The organism is Neisseria bacilliformis (assembly GCF_014055025.1).
GTDB classification, from domain to species: Bacteria; Pseudomonadota; Gammaproteobacteria; order Burkholderiales; family Neisseriaceae; genus Neisseria; species Neisseria bacilliformis.
Window position 1 is genome coordinate 2427782 of sequence record NZ_CP059571.1, and the last position, 13764, is coordinate 2441545.

The following is a 13764-nucleotide window of genomic DNA, read 5'->3' on the forward strand; positions in this document are numbered from 1 at the left end:
TCGTATTGCTGCACGATATAGCGGATACAGATAAAAATTATCTGGTGTAGGCCGGGCTTCGGCCCGGCAAAATATCGGGAGAATAGTAAGTCAGCCGGCTAAATCCCGGCCTACGCTGGGTATCTTTTATTTTGTTTCACTATACGCAACGGCAGAGGCCGTCTGAAAAACGGATTGTGTTTTTCAGACGGCCTCTGTGCCGTGTTGCGGGCTGGGGTTTACACGCCGCGCAGCAGTTCGTTGACGCTGGTTTTGGTGTGGGTCTGCGCGTCCACTTTTTTCACGATGACGGCGCAGTAGAGGCTGTGCGAGCCGTCTTTGGCGGGCAGGCTGCCTGAGACGACGACCGAGCCGGCGGGTACGCGGCCGTAGTGGATTTCGCCGGTTTCGCGGTCGTAGATTTTGGTGGACTGGCCGATGTACACGCCCATCGAGATGACGCTGCCTTCTTCCACGATCACGCCTTCGACGATTTCGCTGCGCGCGCCGATAAAGCAGTTGTCTTCGATGATGGTGGGGGCGGACTGCAAGGGTTCGAGCACGCCGCCGATGCCGACGCCGCCGCTCAAATGCACGTTTTTGCCGATTTGGGCGCAGGAGCCGACGGTGGCCCAGGTGTCCACCATCGCGCCTTCGTCCACATACGCGCCGATGTTGACATAAGAGGGCATGAGGACGACGTTTTTGCCGACGAAGCTTCCGCGCCGTGCCACGGCTCCGGGCACGGCGCGGAAGCCTGCGGCGCGGAATTCGTCTTCCGACCAGCCGGCGAATTTGGTGGGTACTTTGTCGAAATACTGGTTCACGCCGTCGTTGAGCACTTCGTTGTCGGCGATGCGGAAGGAGAGGAGCACGGCTTTTTTCGCCCACTCGTTCACCTGCCACTGCCCCACGCCACGCCGCTCGGCCACGCGCAGCGTGCCGGAGTCGAGTTGGCGCAGGGTTTCTTCCACAGCCTGTTTCACTTCGGCGGACACGGTTTGCGGGGCGATTTGGGCGCGGTTTTCAAATGCGGTTTCGATGATGTTTTGCAGGGACATGGTTTTCCTTTCGTTCGGATTACGGGTAAGGGAAAGGCCGTCTGAAAAAGCGGTTGCCTGACGTTTTGGCTGCGCCCAAGCTGTGCTTTCAGACGGCCTCTATCCTATGCCTGTTTACAGGCCGGAGAGGGCGGCGGTGTCGTGGGCGATCATCAATTCTTCGTTGGTCGGCACGACGACGACGGCGGGGGTTACGCCCTGCGGGCTGATGATGCCTTCTTTGCCGAAACGCACGGCAAGGTTGGCTTCGCCGTCGATGTTCAGACCGAGAAAGCCGAGGTGGGCGACGGTTTGGGCGCGGACGATGTCGGAGTTTTCGCCGATGCCGCCGGTGAACACCAGCGCGTCGATGCCGCCGGCGGCCACGGCCATGGCGGCGACGTATTTGGCGAGGCGGTAGGCCATCACTTCCATCGCCAGTTTCGCGCCTTCGTGGCCTTCGGCGGCGGCTTCTTCCACGACGCGGCAGTCGTTGGAGAGTTCGGAAATGCCCAGAAGGCCGGATTTTTTGTTCAGCAGGTCGTTCACTTCTTCAACGCTCATGCCGGCGTTGTTGGCGAGGAAGGGGTAGATGCCCGCGTCCACGTCGCCGCTGCGGGTGCCCATTACCAGGCCTTCGAGCGGGGTGAAACCCATGCTGGTGTCTTGCGATTGGCCGTTTTTCACGGCGGTGATGGACGCGCCGTTGCCGAGGTGGGCGATGACGAGGCGGCAGTTTTTCACGTCTTTGCCGATGATGCGGGCGGCTTCGGGGGCGACGAAGCGGAAGCTGGTACCGTGGAAGCCGTAGCGGCGGAAGGCGTAGTTTTTATACAGGGAGCGCGGCACGGCGTAGGTGTAGGCGTGCTCGGGCATGGTTTGGTGGAAGGCGGTGTCGAACACGGCCACGTTGGGCAGGCCGACGAAGATGGCTTGGGCGGCGCGGATGCCGGTGAGGTTGGCGGGGTTGTGCAGCGGGGCGAGCGGGATGCAGGCTTCGAGCTGGGCGATGACGGCGTCGTCGATCAGCACCGACGCGCTGTATTTTTCGCCGCCGTGGACGACGCGGTGGCCGATGGCTTTCACGTCGGCATCGAGGCCGTATTTTTTCAGTTCGTCCAACAACGCGCCGACCGCGCCGGTGTGGTCGTGGCGGTCGGACAGCTCGACTTTGTGTTTCTGACCGTCTTTTTTGAAGGTGATGTAAGCGTCGGGGGTGGTAAGTTTTTCGCCGAGGCAGCTCAGCAGCACGTCGCCGTTTTGGTTGTCGATTACCGCGCCTTTGAGGGAGGACGAGCCGCAGTTCAGGACTAAAATCAGTTGTTTGGACATAAATGTTTTCCTTGTTTTGAAAATGGTTGAAACCGTGGTTTCAGACGGCCTGCATTATACAGGATAGAGACGGTCTGAAAGGCGGCGGAGGCAGAGAGGCCGTCTGAAAACGGCCTGTGCGTTCAATGCGCAGCGATGAAGGCTTCCACCTGCTCTTTGCCGGTGAGCGCGGTGCAGACGGCTTCTTTGCTGATGCGTTTGGCCAGACCGGCCAGCACTTTGCCCGGGCCGCATTCGGCGGATTCGGTGAGGCCGTCTGAAACCAGCAGGCCGACGGTTTCCGTCCAGCGCACGGGGCTGTAAAGCTGGCGCACCAGCGCGTCTTTGATAAGCGCGGGGTCTTGGTGGGCGGCGACGTCGGCATTGTGGATGACGCGGATTTGCGGCGCGGACACGGCGACGGTTTGCAGGGCGGCGGCCAGCTTTTCGGCGGCGGGCTTCATCAGGCTGCAATGCGAGGGCACGGACACGGGCAGCGGCAGGGCGCGTTTCGCACCCGCCTCTTTGGCGGCGGCCATCGCGCGTTCCACCGCTGCGGCGTGTCCGGCGATGACCACCTGCCCGGGCGAATTGAAATTGACGGCTTCAACCACTTCGCCTTCGGCGGCGGCGGCGCAGAGGGCCTGCACCTGCGCGTCTTCCAGCCCGAGGATGGCGGCCATCGCGCCCACGCCCTGCGGCACGGCGTTCTGCATCAGTTCGGCGCGCAGGCGCACGAGTTTCACCGCGTCGGCAAAACCGAGCGCGCCGGCGGCAACCAGCGCGCTGTATTCGCCCAGACTGTGCCCCGCCACGGCCTGCGGCGTTTTGCCGCCTGCTTCGAGATAGGCGCGGTAGGTGGCCACGCCCGCCGCCAGCATCAGCGGCTGGGTGTTGACGGTCTGCCCGATGAGTTCGGCGTCTTCGCCGTTCATCATCGCCCACAGGTCTTGGCCGAGCGCGGCGGAGGCTTCGTCGAAGGTGTTTCTGACCACGGACGCGCCGTCGAAGCCGTCCATCATATGCAGGCTCTGCGAGCCCTGCCCTGGGAAGAAGAATGCGAAAGACATGGGATTCCTTTGGTTTGAAAGAGAAAATGCGGCGGCGGCAGACGGAAAACGCCGTCTGCGGCAGGGGCACAAACGACGCGGAGTGTAACAGAAAGGGGATGGGCGTTCTATCGCGTCGAGGCCGTCTGAAAACGGGTTTTGCGGGTTTTCAGACGGCCTCGAAGGCTGCGGCGGCCGCTGCCGTATGGTGCAGAGGCCGCCGCGCGCAATTATTGTTCCGCAACCGGCTCTTCAAGCGCGTCCTGCGCTTCGGGATAGACGATGTCGATGCCGGTGAGCAGCCATTGGCCGTTGGCGTGGCGTTTCAGACGGCCTGTGAGGATGTCGCCCACCTGCGGCACGTTGAACTGGTTGAGGTATTGGCCGAGTGCAAACACGGGGATTTCGGGTTCGCTGGCGAGCATGCCGAAGCCGCCGTTTTTCTTGATGTCCCACGCGTCCACTTTGATGCGCACCAAGTCGCCTTCGCGCACCACCGCGCCCGCTGCGGACATTTGCTGCGCGCCGTTGCCGACCAGGTGCGGCGAGAGGGCGCAGGGACGGTTTTTGTTGTCGGTGCCGGCGATGTAGGTGATTTCGTCGCCGACTTTCGGCTCGCGGTAGCCTGCGGGCAGGTCTGCCGCCAGAAGGAGCAGGCGCGAGCCTGTGTCGTCTTTGTCGCGCACCACGCCGAGCTGTTTGTCTTGAAACCATGAGATGACGATGCCGTAATGTTGTATTGCCTGCATTTTTAAAACCCCGTTATTTAGATAGTGAATGGTTACGGTATATACCGCTTGTCTTTAAAATTTGCCGTTTGGCTTGTCGCACATTATACAATCCTGACGAACGGTTGCAAGACGGATTAAACGGTATATGTGTTATATTTTGTTAATTGCGCGGGGATTCGGTAAAAAAACACGGATACGCGTGTTTTCAATGGCGTATCCGTGTTTTTTTGCGGGGCGATGCCGCCGTGTCGGCCGGAAATCAGTATTTGAGCAGCACCGCGCCCCATGCGAAGCCGCCGCCTATGCCTTCGAGCAGCAGGGTTTGCCCGCGCTTGATTTGGCCGCGCCGGATGCCTGCGTCGAGGGCGAGCGGGATGGAGGCGGCGGAGGTGTTGCCGTGATCCTGTACGGTGAGGATGACTTTTTCGGCGGGCAGGCCGAGGTGTTTGGCGGTGCTGTCGATGATGCGTTTGTTGGCCTGGTGGGGCACGATCCAGTCGATTTGGTCGGCGGCGTATCCGGCTTCGGCGAGTACGTCTTCGGCCACTTTGACCAGCATTTTCACGGCGAATTTGAACACGCCCGGCCCGTCCATTTCGATATAGGGGTTGCCGCAGATTTTGCCGTCGGCCATTTGCGCGGGCACTTTCAAAAGGTCGAGGTAGCCGCCGTCGGCTTGCAGCCTGCTGCCGATGATGCCGGGTTCGTCGGACGCGCCCAGCACCACCGCGCCCGCGCCGTCGCCGAACAGCACGCAGGTGGTGCGGTCGCGCCAGTCGAGGATGCGGCTGAACGTTTCCGCGCCGATGACCAGCACTTTGTCGGCCATGCCGCTGCGGATATAGGCGTTGGCGGTGGAGAGGGCGTACATGAAGCCGGCGCAGACGGCCTGCACGTCAAAGGCGGGGCAGCCGGCGATGCCGAGTTTGTGCTGGACGATGGTGGCGGTGGCGGGAAACTGCATGTCGGGGGTGGCGGTGGCGACGATGATCAGGCCGATTTCCGCCGCAGACACGCCGGCATCGTCCAGCGCACGGCGAGCGGCGGCGACAGCGAGGTCGCTGGTTTTCTCGTGTTCGGCGGCGATGTGGCGGAATTTGATGCCGGTGCGGGTGGTGATCCATTCGTCGGAGGTGTCGACAAATTCGGCCAGGTCGTTGTTGCTGAGGCGTTTCTCGGGCAGGTAGCTGCCTGTGCCGAGAATTTTCGCGTATTTCATGTTGCGTTCCTTTCGGAAGGGATGGGGTCATCCGGTGGTTTGAACAGAGGCCGTCTGAAAAGCATCTGCGGTTTTCAGACGGCCTCTTTGTCGCTGTGTCGGCACCCGGCCGCTCAATCGATGCTGATGGCGGCCTGTTCGGCTTCGATTTTTTTCTCGGCGAGAAAGGCAAGCTGTTCGGCCACGCCCTGCTGGATGCGGGCGAGGCTGTCGGCCTTGGCTTCGTGGAAGGCTTCTTCGAGCGCGTAGGCGAAGCCGACGGCGTCGGTGCCGCCGTGGCTTTTGACCACCACGCCGCGCAGTCCGAGGAAAATCGCGCCGTTGAATTTGCGCGGGTCGAGTTTGTTTCTGAACCCTTTGAGCGCGGGCAGGGCGGCCAGCGCGCCCAGTTTGGTCAGCAGGTTGGTTTGGAATTCCTGCCGGATGGCAGTGGTGAGGAAACGCACCGAGCCTTCGATGGTTTTCAGCACGATGTTGCCGACAAAGCCGTCGGCCACCACCACGTCTGCCTCGCCGCTGAATATGCTGCCGCCTTCGACGTTGCCGACGAAGTTGAGGCGGCTGCTTTGCAGCAGTTTGAACGTCTGCTTGACGGTGTCCGTGCCTTTGATGTCTTCCGTGCCGACGTTGAGCAGGCCGACGCGCGGCGCACCGGCCTGCGGGTAGAGCGCGTGCACCAGTTCGCTGCCGATGACGGCAAACTGGACAAGCTGCTCGGGCGTGCAATCGACGTTCGCGCCCAAATCCAGCACCAGCGTCATGTGCCCGTCTTTCGAGGGAATGAATTTGGCAATGGCCGGCCGCTCGATACCCGGGATGGTTTTCAGCACGAAACGCGCGGTCGCCATCAGCGCACCGGTATTGCCCGCCGACACGGCCGCCTGCGCCAAGCCTTCTTTGACTTGGTTGACGGCGACGCGCATCGAGGAATCTTTTTTGTTTTTCAAAGCCGACTGCGGCTGCTCGTCCATCTCCACCACCTGCGTGGCGGGTATGACGTCAATCCTGTCCATGGGCGCGGCGGCGGACGACAAAGCGCGGACGATAGCCGCTTCGTCGCCCACCATCAGCAGGCGCGCGTCCGCCTGCCGCCGCAGAAAGGATACCGCGCCGGGCACGGTAACGGACAAGCCCGCATCGCCGCCCATTGCGTCAACGGCCAAAGTAATCATCGGATTCCCCTTCTCTTCCAAACCTGTTTGCCTGTTTTTCAGACGGCCTCATTCGGGCTGCGCCTCACCGTGTCCGGCAGCCAGGAGATTGTGCGCGGCAATGTCTTCCGCGTCCCACGGATAATTGATCCACCAGTCTTCGACGGTGATGCCGCTGAAATAACGGATGCCTTCAGGCAGCTTGCCCGCCTTTTCCTTGATTTTTTCGTGCAGCACGGCAACGCCGATTTCAGCGAAATTTTCCTTTTGCAGCTCGTTCAGCACGAATTCGAGCGTTACGCGCGAATCGTCCACTTCGTCCACCACCAGCACGTTTTTGCCGGCCAGGTTTTCCGGCATCGGATCAAGCCACTGTATTTTTTTAATTTCGCTGTTGGTTTCGTAACCAAAGTCGTTGGCGTAATAAGCCGTGCTGACCGCGTAAATCGGAATGTTCAAAAAACAGCGCAAAATGCGCGCCGGAATGAAGCCCCCGCCGCCGATGGCGATCATGGCGTCATAGCGCACGCCGCTTGCCTGTATTTTTCCGGCCAACTCTTTCAAAACACGATGAACATCATCATAGGTGTACCAAATTTTTTTAACCATAACCGTCTGTCCGCTGGTTGGAGTCCGCCAAAGTCCCGCGCCGGCCAATGCAGGGCGCGGTATCGGCAAAAACAAAAACGGAAACCCTGCGACGGATTTCCGTTTGACATCCGCCTCCGGCTTATTCGCCTTTGGCTTTCATGACTTTGCGGCCGCGGTACATGCCGTTGGGCGACACATGGTGCGGGCGGTGCACTTCACCGGTTGCACTGTCCACGGAAAGGGCGGGCGCGGTCAGGGCGTCATGCGAGCGGTGCATACCGCGTTTGGAGGGGGATTTTTTGTTTTGTTGAACAGCCATTTCAAGCTCCTGGAAAAATGATGAAAAATTCAGTTGTTGCTTTTCAGCCCGGATAATACCGCAAACGGATTGGGTTTGCCGCAACCGGCATCCGCATATTCTGCAATCACGCAGTTTTCATGACGCGGCGCGTAAGGCATCGCCATCAGAATCTGATCTTCGGCCAAGGTGCGCACGGACAAAACATCGGGGCAAAGCATGCCGTCCAAACCGTCATCCGCCGCCATGGCGGCATCCAATGCCACCTCATCGTCAAACAACACAATGCGCGCGCATTCGTCCAATTCAAACGCCAGCGGCTGCATGCAGCACTGGCAGACCAGCGTCATCCCGCCGTGCACGGAAAAATCAAGAAACGGACGGCTTAGTTTGTCTGTTCCGCCGCGCAACGAAATCCGCAAAGGCTTCGTCTTGTCTGCCAAATATTCATGCGACTTTACCCGCTCGTCCATCTCCTCGGGAGACAAACAGCCTTCCAGCACGCATCCCTGCGCCGCAAACGTTCGCGGGTCAATCAAATCAGGCTCTAACATAAACTGTGCATGATATAATCCGGCTGGTTTGACGTCAATGTTTTTATTACTATGAATCTGCCGATTATCCTCGGCTCGAGTTCCGTTTTCCGCCGCCAGCAGCTCGAACGGCTGGGACTGCCTTTTCAGACGGCCGCGCCCGATTTTGACGAAACGCCCATTCCCGGGGAAACCGCCGCCGAAACCGCACTGCGGCTGGCGGTCGGCAAAGCCCGTTTGCTGGCCGACCGCTTCCCCGCCGCCCTGATTATCGGCGCGGATCAGGTAGTATGGTGCGGCGGCAGGCAGCTCGGCAAGCCGATGAGCGTGGCAAACGCACAACAGATGCTGACGGAATTGAGCGGACAACGCATCGAGTTTTACAGTGCAATCTGCCTGCTCAACAGTTTTTCAGACGGCCTGCAATGTCATGTGGACACAACGGTAGTAACCATGCGGCAACTGTCTGCGGAACAAATCAGCCGCTATCTGGCGCGCGAACCCGATGCGCTTTACTGCGCCGGAGCCGCCAAAAGCGAGGGATTAGGCTCGGTCTTGTTGGAAAAAGTGGAGAGCAGCGACCCAAACGCGCTGATTGGACTGCCGTTGTTCCGGCTGATTGATTTTTTGCAGCGCGAAGGCGTATCCCTTATTTAGGATCTGTTGACAATCAGCCCCTAGATTTCCGTTCGGCTGCATCAATGCAAACCAACTTTGAGGCCGTCTGAAAAGCCGTCTGTTTCCTCTGTTATAGGAAAATTATGCAGCCTACGCTCTATCTGATCCCCACACCCCTCGGCACACCCGATACCCCTTGCCTGCTGCCTCACGAACAGGCTCAAATCACCGCCTTGACGGATTTCATCGTCGAAGCGGAAAAAACCGCCCGCGCCCACCTGAAACATTTGGGCATCACTACCTCCGTCCGCGAACTGAACCTACAAACATTGAACGAACACACCGACCGCAACACCTTGCCACAATTGCTGCAACCGCTGCACGAAGGCCGCAACATGGGTTTGCTCAGCGAGGCGGGTTGCCCGGCTGTGGCCGACCCGGGAGCGGATTTGGTTGCGCTGGCGCATGAGAACGGCTTTGCAGTGCATCCCCTGATCGGTCCGTCGAGCATCATGCTGGCTTTGATGGCCTCGGGGGCAAACGGGCAGAGCTTTGTCTTTAAAGGTTATCTGCCGTCTGAAAAAAACGAACGCGCCGCCGCGCTGAAAAGTGTAGAGCAACATTCGCGGCAATCGGGAGAAACCATACTGTTTATTGAGACGCCATACCGGAATGACGCCCTCCTGTCCGACGCCGTCGCCCTGCTCCATCCGAAGACACGACTTTGCATTGCCTGCGATCTAACCACGCCGAACGAGTTAATTATCAGCCAACCTGTTTCCGTATGGAAAGAATCGGAAAAACTCCCCTGTCTGAAAAAACGCCCGACGATTTTTGTCTTGCAGGCATAAGCTGCTTGCAAAAGCATGAGTACCACCCTATAATCCGTGCTTCATTACGGAATGTAGCGCAGCCCGGTAGCGCACTTCGTTCGGGACGAAGGGGTCGGAGGTTCGAATCCTCTCATTCCGACCAAATTAAAAAAAGCAACCTAAACGGTTGCTTTTTTTAATTTTTTTTGATTCACCAATCTTTTCATCCAATCAAACTGCCGCAATCGTTTTTCAGACGGCCTATCCAACCAAATAGGCCGTCTGAAAAACATTCCGCAAGCCAGACAAAAAGCGTTTTCTCAGTTAGCTGAAGCCTCAGCCATATTGGCAACGAATTTGTCAAAAAGGCAAGCTACGTCATGCGGACCGGGACTGGCTTCGGGATGGCCTTGAAAACTGAATATAGGGCGGTCTGCCAATTCGATGCCTTGCAGAGAGCCGTCAAACAGCGAACGATGGGTAATTTTGACACCCTCGGGCAAACTGTCCGCATCCACCTCGAAACCGTGGTTTTGACTGGTAATCATCACCCTGCCCGTCTGCAAATCCTGCACCGGATGATTTGCTCCGTGATGGCCGAACGGCATCTTTTTGGTTTTCCCTCCCAAAGCCAAACCAATCAATTGATGCCCCAAACAAATACCGAATATGGGTTTTCCGCAAGCCAGCAATTCTTTAACGGCGGCTACGGCATAATCACATACTTCAGGATCTCCCGGCCCGTTAGACAAGAATATACCGTCTGGATTCATTGCCAACACGTCTTTTGCTAACGTTTGAGCAGGCACAACCGTCAAACGACAGCCTCGTGAAGCCAACATCCGCAAAATATTGGTTTTAACACCATAATCATACGCAACGACATGATAAGGTTGCACTTCCGGCGTAACAAATCCCTTGCCTAATACCCATTCGCCTTCTGTCCATTCATAAGGTTGTCCGCAAGTTACCTCTTTTGCCAAATCTTTTCCTACCATACTGCCGAAAGCATCAATTAATTCCCGAGCTTTGGCTTCGGTTGCATCCTCACCTGTCAATATCGCACCGGCCTGCGCGCCTTTATCACGCAAAACCCGTGTAAGACGGCGCGTATCTATACCCGCAATGGCAACCGTTTTATTACGTATCAAATATTCCTGCAAACTTTCTTCTGAACGAAAACTACTGGGTAATATGGGAATATCCCGGATGACTAATCCTGCCGCATAGACGGTTTTACCTTCAATATCTTCCGAATTGGTACCGGTGTTTCCGACATGCGGATAGGTAAGGGTAACAATCTGTTTGCAATATGAAGGATCCGTTAATATTTCTTGATACCCGGTCATAGAAGTATTAAAAACAACCTCACCGGAAGTAGTTCCCTGATAACCTACCGAACGTCCGTAGAATACACTACCATCTGCTAGAACAAGAAGAGCTGGAATTGTCATTACCATATCCTAATATAATATCTCAATATTTCGTAAAAAAACACGCATATGCTTGATGCTATCAAGCATAGTGCGTGTTTGGCCAATATTTTATTTGACTAAACAAAACTGACACATACAAACTTATTGGATTCTAAATAAACATTCGTTTAAATTCAAGCTCAACAGCTTGCACCCTGATAAATTAGGCTATCACAGGGCTTTCGGGCTGCTTCCCATACTCAAATAATATCTGCAATATGTTTGGCTGCGCGTTTCGCATCCAATAAAATCAAACCAAGTTTGCCACTCTCATTAGCAATAAGAGCCAATACCGCATCTGCCCCCGCCTGATTCAACAGAATATAACCGTTTTTGCCTTTAACCATGACCTGATCCAAATCCCCGCAATTTAATTCGGCAGCAGCATGACTACCCAAGGCGAGTAACGTAGCTGACATTGCACCAACACGATCGGCATCTAAACCCTGAGGAATCAGCGTAGCAATAGGAAGCCCGTCGCTCGAAATAACGGCAGAAGCAGTAATATCTGATGATGTTGCGTTCAAATCACTCAATACAGAAATTAGAAGTTGTTCACGCATATTTTATAATCCAGTTTCATTTATATTTTTAAGACGTTTACATTGAAGCATTAATAAGGTTTTAGTAGCCTCAACATCGAACCCACTCAGGCATACCGGTTACACAGCACTTTAATTAAAGAAACAAACGCTTCTTTATTCAAGTCCGGCATACCTGCAACTACCAGTACTAATTTTACCTTACCCGCATACAAAGGAAAGAAAGTCAGTTCGGTTTGACCTGATGGATCACAAATACCCCAAGCATTATGATGTATATTCAAATTATTCTTAACCAGAAGCTGATGTTTCTCCCCTAGTGCAGATACTTCACTAGACATGAGCCCAACTTCTTCAGCAGTTTCATGATGGAATCCTGCATTGGCAAAGTAAAGACCATTTGCATCGGCAAGCAACGCTTTACCATTACTGGAAAGCTGAGCCAGCAATTCAGGGAGCTGATCGTCAGTCATCGCTGATTCCTGATATACAGGCTGCTCATCTCCATATAAGAATTCAAGCCTTTGCAAACGATAGAGCAAATTCAAAGCCGAATCCGCATCATTGGTCTCCGCCCACGACAAAAGATTTTCAGCACTGACTGTATCATTAGGTGATGCTCTCAACAGACCGTGCAAAAGTGTACGGCTGGCACTTGGTACATTACTGGATACTGCGTAATAAGCCCCTGCGGGTGTTACACGCGGATATAAATTTGATTGTAAAGAAAGTGTCGAATCCATTTTATACCTCTAATCCAGGATCAATTGAAAATAACATTGCGCTCACCAACTGCTTTACATCTTCCTCTTCCCGAGCATCTACCTCAAACACAGGAACATTGAAATTATGCTGCGCCAAATATTTTTGATAGACATCAATCCCCGGTAACGAACGGACATCCATTTTGGTAACACCAACAACCAATGGTGCGGTTTTTAATAAATCTTTAAATGCATCCAAAAAAAATGTTAAATCTTTCAGTGGATTAGCTCTTGTATTATCCAACAGTAGTATCAAACCCATACTACCTTTACTAAGAATCTCCCACATAAAATTAAAACGTTCCTGCCCCGGAGTGCCATAAAGATGTACCTTAGTATCCTCATCTAAACGAATGACACCATAATCCATTGCTACGGTAGTATGACCTTTCCGAACCAAGGTCATATCGGAAGCCCGCGCATCTGTCTTAACAGGAGGGTCGTCAGAAAGTGCAGAAATAGCTGTGGTTTTACCTACACCAACAGGACCAGTAAAAATTATTTTATTCTCTTTCATTGCATTTCTTTCTTTATTTGCCGCCTGATAATTTGCGCATTAATCGTTGCAGCAAACCTCTCGGCTGGGTTTGCGACGGAGTAACCGCACTCATTGCATCCTTAGACATCTTATTATCAGGAACATGCGTACTTACCTTCATTGTACCTGTTGCCAATTCTTTATCCGACTGTCCATTTTGAACAGAGAACTGACTATCCGTTGCCAAATAACCTGTGACAAATGTGGCTGCCAAATAATTTAGAATATCTGCCATATCCAAGGGCATGACTTTATAGAGGATATTTAGATTAACCGAAGTTTTGGTTAAAAACGCCGATAATCTCATTGATTCCGGAACAGATGCTAGCCTAGTCAGATTCGGCCATCTTTTCAATGTAAAAACCGTTTGAGGGGTCATCGGAAATATCAATCTGCCCTGAGCTGTCCAAATAGCCATTTGCCACAAACATGACATAATGGTTACTTTGGCTTTTTCTTTCCATTGCGGATTATCAGGTACGGATTTACATATTACAGATACATGGTCATCGCGACACATTCTTTCCAACTCTTCCGCACTAACAGTCAGCAAAACACGTTGTATACTGGGGAATACAATCAAAACAGGCTTCCCTCCTACCAATACAGCCGTATCTTGCTGCCTCTCACTGGAAGCGCGTAATGCACCTAGCAATCCCCTCTGCGGATTAAAACGACGGATGGTTGTTTTCCGAGGCTTTACGTCGGCGGAATGCGATGATTCAACCTGCTTTCCAGCATCACCGCCACCTTGCACGGCCTCAAAAACATTCCCGCCTTGTGCAAGACTTCTTAATATGGGGAATAAGGTGTCAAACTTCACAGGCTTAGGCAAATATGGCGCAGTGATAACAGGATCATGTGCAGAAAAAACCACAACAGGAATATTCTGATAATTTTTCTTGGCCTCATGCCAAGCCAAAATTCCTTTACCACCATCTACATCAACCAACACCATATCCGGCTGATGAGCAGAGCCGGGTTCGACAATCTCATAGTTCGTAGTATTGTGCATCTTGAATGCCATTTTGAATACAGCATTCTGTTGCTCGCCCATCTCTAGCAGCATTACCCGTACTGTTTTTACTTTCGGTATCAAATTATCCATTAGCC

Annotated in this window: 16 protein-coding genes and 1 tRNA gene; 3 read left to right on the forward strand and 14 right to left on the reverse strand. The window is 54.4% G+C overall.

The window, feature by feature from the left end; genetic code table 11:
* Nucleotides 1-218: 218 nt before the first annotated feature.
* The 9 genes from dapD to H3L91_RS11855 form a co-directional block, all read right to left on the reverse strand.
* Nucleotides 219-1040, reverse strand: coding sequence for a 2,3,4,5-tetrahydropyridine-2,6-dicarboxylate N-succinyltransferase (gene dapD / locus H3L91_RS11815; protein WP_007341216.1), 822 nt, complete (start codon nucleotides 1038-1040; stop codon nucleotides 219-221).
* 114 nt (nucleotides 1041-1154) lie between these two features.
* The gene (locus tag H3L91_RS11820) at nucleotides 1155-2351 is read right to left on the reverse strand and encodes an acetate kinase (RefSeq protein WP_007341217.1); all 1197 of its coding nucleotides are present in this window, start codon (nucleotides 2349-2351) and stop codon (nucleotides 1155-1157) included.
* 122 nt (nucleotides 2352-2473) lie between these two features.
* Nucleotides 2474-3400, reverse strand: a complete 927-nt coding sequence (gene fabD, locus H3L91_RS11825; RefSeq protein ID WP_040658426.1) for an ACP S-malonyltransferase — start codon at nucleotides 3398-3400, stop codon at nucleotides 2474-2476.
* A gap of 209 nt (nucleotides 3401-3609) precedes the next feature.
* On the reverse strand, nucleotides 3610-4128 hold the full coding sequence (locus tag H3L91_RS11830) for a hypothetical protein (RefSeq protein ID WP_007341219.1): 519 nt from the start codon (nucleotides 4126-4128) through the stop codon (nucleotides 3610-3612).
* 241 nt (nucleotides 4129-4369) lie between these two features.
* Nucleotides 4370-5329 carry a beta-ketoacyl-ACP synthase III gene (locus H3L91_RS11835; RefSeq protein ID WP_007341221.1) on the reverse strand — a complete coding sequence of 320 codons (960 nt, stop codon included), beginning with the start codon at nucleotides 5327-5329 and terminating at the stop codon, nucleotides 4370-4372.
* Between the two features lie 113 nt (nucleotides 5330-5442).
* The gene (gene plsX / locus H3L91_RS11840; protein WP_007341222.1) at nucleotides 5443-6501 is read right to left on the reverse strand and encodes a phosphate acyltransferase PlsX; all 1059 of its coding nucleotides are present in this window, start codon (nucleotides 6499-6501) and stop codon (nucleotides 5443-5445) included.
* A 48-nt stretch (nucleotides 6502-6549) separates the two neighbouring features.
* Nucleotides 6550-7089, reverse strand: coding sequence for a phosphoribosyltransferase (locus tag H3L91_RS11845; RefSeq protein ID WP_007341223.1), 540 nt, complete (start codon nucleotides 7087-7089; stop codon nucleotides 6550-6552).
* Nucleotides 7090-7210: 121 nt separating this feature from the next.
* A complete protein-coding gene (gene rpmF / locus H3L91_RS11850; RefSeq protein ID WP_007341224.1) occupies nucleotides 7211-7390 on the reverse strand; it encodes a 50S ribosomal protein L32 in 180 nt (59 codons plus the stop codon).
* A 29-nt stretch (nucleotides 7391-7419) separates the two neighbouring features.
* Nucleotides 7420-7923, reverse strand: a complete 504-nt coding sequence (locus H3L91_RS11855; protein WP_007341225.1) for a YceD family protein — start codon at nucleotides 7921-7923, stop codon at nucleotides 7420-7422.
* 51 nt (nucleotides 7924-7974) lie between these two features.
* Here H3L91_RS11855 and H3L91_RS11860 point away from each other — a divergent pair, with 51 nt between their 5' ends.
* From H3L91_RS11860 to H3L91_RS11870, 3 genes are all read left to right on the forward strand, one after another.
* Nucleotides 7975-8559: a Maf family protein gene (locus H3L91_RS11860; RefSeq protein ID WP_007341226.1), complete on the forward strand. Its 585-nt coding sequence runs from the start codon at nucleotides 7975-7977 to the stop codon at nucleotides 8557-8559.
* Between the two features lie 104 nt (nucleotides 8560-8663).
* Nucleotides 8664-9371, forward strand: coding sequence for an SAM-dependent methyltransferase (locus H3L91_RS11865; protein WP_007341227.1), 708 nt, complete (start codon nucleotides 8664-8666; stop codon nucleotides 9369-9371).
* A 47-nt stretch (nucleotides 9372-9418) separates the two neighbouring features.
* Nucleotides 9419-9495, forward strand: a tRNA-Pro gene (locus H3L91_RS11870).
* Between the two features lie 157 nt (nucleotides 9496-9652).
* On the opposite strand, the gene carA is transcribed toward H3L91_RS11870, so the two are convergent.
* The 5 genes from carA to H3L91_RS11895 all read right to left on the reverse strand — a co-directional run bounded on the left by carA (nucleotide 9653) and on the right by H3L91_RS11895 (nucleotide 13759).
* On the reverse strand, nucleotides 9653-10786 hold the full coding sequence (gene carA, locus H3L91_RS11875; protein ID WP_007341228.1) for a glutamine-hydrolyzing carbamoyl-phosphate synthase small subunit: 1134 nt from the start codon (nucleotides 10784-10786) through the stop codon (nucleotides 9653-9655).
* Nucleotides 10787-11007: 221 nt separating this feature from the next.
* Nucleotides 11008-11370: a roadblock/LC7 domain-containing protein gene (locus H3L91_RS11880; RefSeq protein WP_040658431.1), complete on the reverse strand. Its 363-nt coding sequence runs from the start codon at nucleotides 11368-11370 to the stop codon at nucleotides 11008-11010.
* 86 nt (nucleotides 11371-11456) lie between these two features.
* Nucleotides 11457-12092, reverse strand: coding sequence for a hypothetical protein (locus tag H3L91_RS11885; RefSeq protein WP_049259955.1), 636 nt, complete (start codon nucleotides 12090-12092; stop codon nucleotides 11457-11459).
* Nucleotide 12093: 1 nt separating this feature from the next.
* A complete protein-coding gene (locus H3L91_RS11890; RefSeq protein WP_040658432.1) occupies nucleotides 12094-12630 on the reverse strand; it encodes a GTP-binding protein in 537 nt (178 codons plus the stop codon).
* A 13-nt stretch (nucleotides 12631-12643) separates the two neighbouring features.
* Nucleotides 12644-13759 (reverse strand): response regulator, encoded by a 1116-nt coding sequence (locus tag H3L91_RS11895; protein ID WP_007341232.1) that lies wholly within the window; start codon nucleotides 13757-13759, stop codon nucleotides 12644-12646.
* Between the last annotated feature and the right edge of the window lie 5 nt (nucleotides 13760-13764).

Excerpts from the sequence above, each read along its gene's own strand:
- dapD (WP_007341216.1), bottom strand. The coding sequence starts at position 1,040 with ATGTCCCTGCAAAACATCATCGAAACCGCATTTGAAAACCGCGCCCAA.
- H3L91_RS11820 (WP_007341217.1), bottom strand. The coding sequence starts at position 2,351 with ATGTCCAAACAACTGATTTTAGTCCTGAACTGCGGCTCGTCCTCCCTC.
- fabD (WP_040658426.1), bottom strand. The coding sequence starts at position 3,400 with ATGTCTTTCGCATTCTTCTTCCCAGGGCAGGGCTCGCAGAGCCTGCAT.
- H3L91_RS11830 (WP_007341219.1), bottom strand. The coding sequence starts at position 4,128 with ATGCAGGCAATACAACATTACGGCATCGTCATCTCATGGTTTCAAGAC.
- H3L91_RS11835 (WP_007341221.1), bottom strand. The coding sequence starts at position 5,329 with ATGAAATACGCGAAAATTCTCGGCACAGGCAGCTACCTGCCCGAGAAA.
- plsX (WP_007341222.1), bottom strand. The coding sequence starts at position 6,501 with ATGATTACTTTGGCCGTTGACGCAATGGGCGGCGATGCGGGCTTGTCC.
- H3L91_RS11845 (WP_007341223.1), bottom strand. The coding sequence starts at position 7,089 with ATGGTTAAAAAAATTTGGTACACCTATGATGATGTTCATCGTGTTTTG.
- rpmF (WP_007341224.1), bottom strand. The coding sequence starts at position 7,390 with ATGGCTGTTCAACAAAACAAAAAATCCCCCTCCAAACGCGGTATGCAC.
- H3L91_RS11855 (WP_007341225.1), bottom strand. The coding sequence starts at position 7,923 with ATGTTAGAGCCTGATTTGATTGACCCGCGAACGTTTGCGGCGCAGGGA.
- H3L91_RS11860 (WP_007341226.1), top strand. The coding sequence starts at position 7,975 with ATGAATCTGCCGATTATCCTCGGCTCGAGTTCCGTTTTCCGCCGCCAG.
- H3L91_RS11865 (WP_007341227.1), top strand. The coding sequence starts at position 8,664 with ATGCAGCCTACGCTCTATCTGATCCCCACACCCCTCGGCACACCCGAT.
- carA (WP_007341228.1), bottom strand. The coding sequence starts at position 10,786 with ATGACAATTCCAGCTCTTCTTGTTCTAGCAGATGGTAGTGTATTCTAC.
- H3L91_RS11880 (WP_040658431.1), bottom strand. The coding sequence starts at position 11,370 with ATGCGTGAACAACTTCTAATTTCTGTATTGAGTGATTTGAACGCAACA.
- H3L91_RS11885 (WP_049259955.1), bottom strand. The coding sequence starts at position 12,092 with ATGGATTCGACACTTTCTTTACAATCAAATTTATATCCGCGTGTAACA.
- H3L91_RS11890 (WP_040658432.1), bottom strand. The coding sequence starts at position 12,630 with ATGAAAGAGAATAAAATAATTTTTACTGGTCCTGTTGGTGTAGGTAAA.
- H3L91_RS11895 (WP_007341232.1), bottom strand. The coding sequence starts at position 13,759 with ATGGATAATTTGATACCGAAAGTAAAAACAGTACGGGTAATGCTGCTA.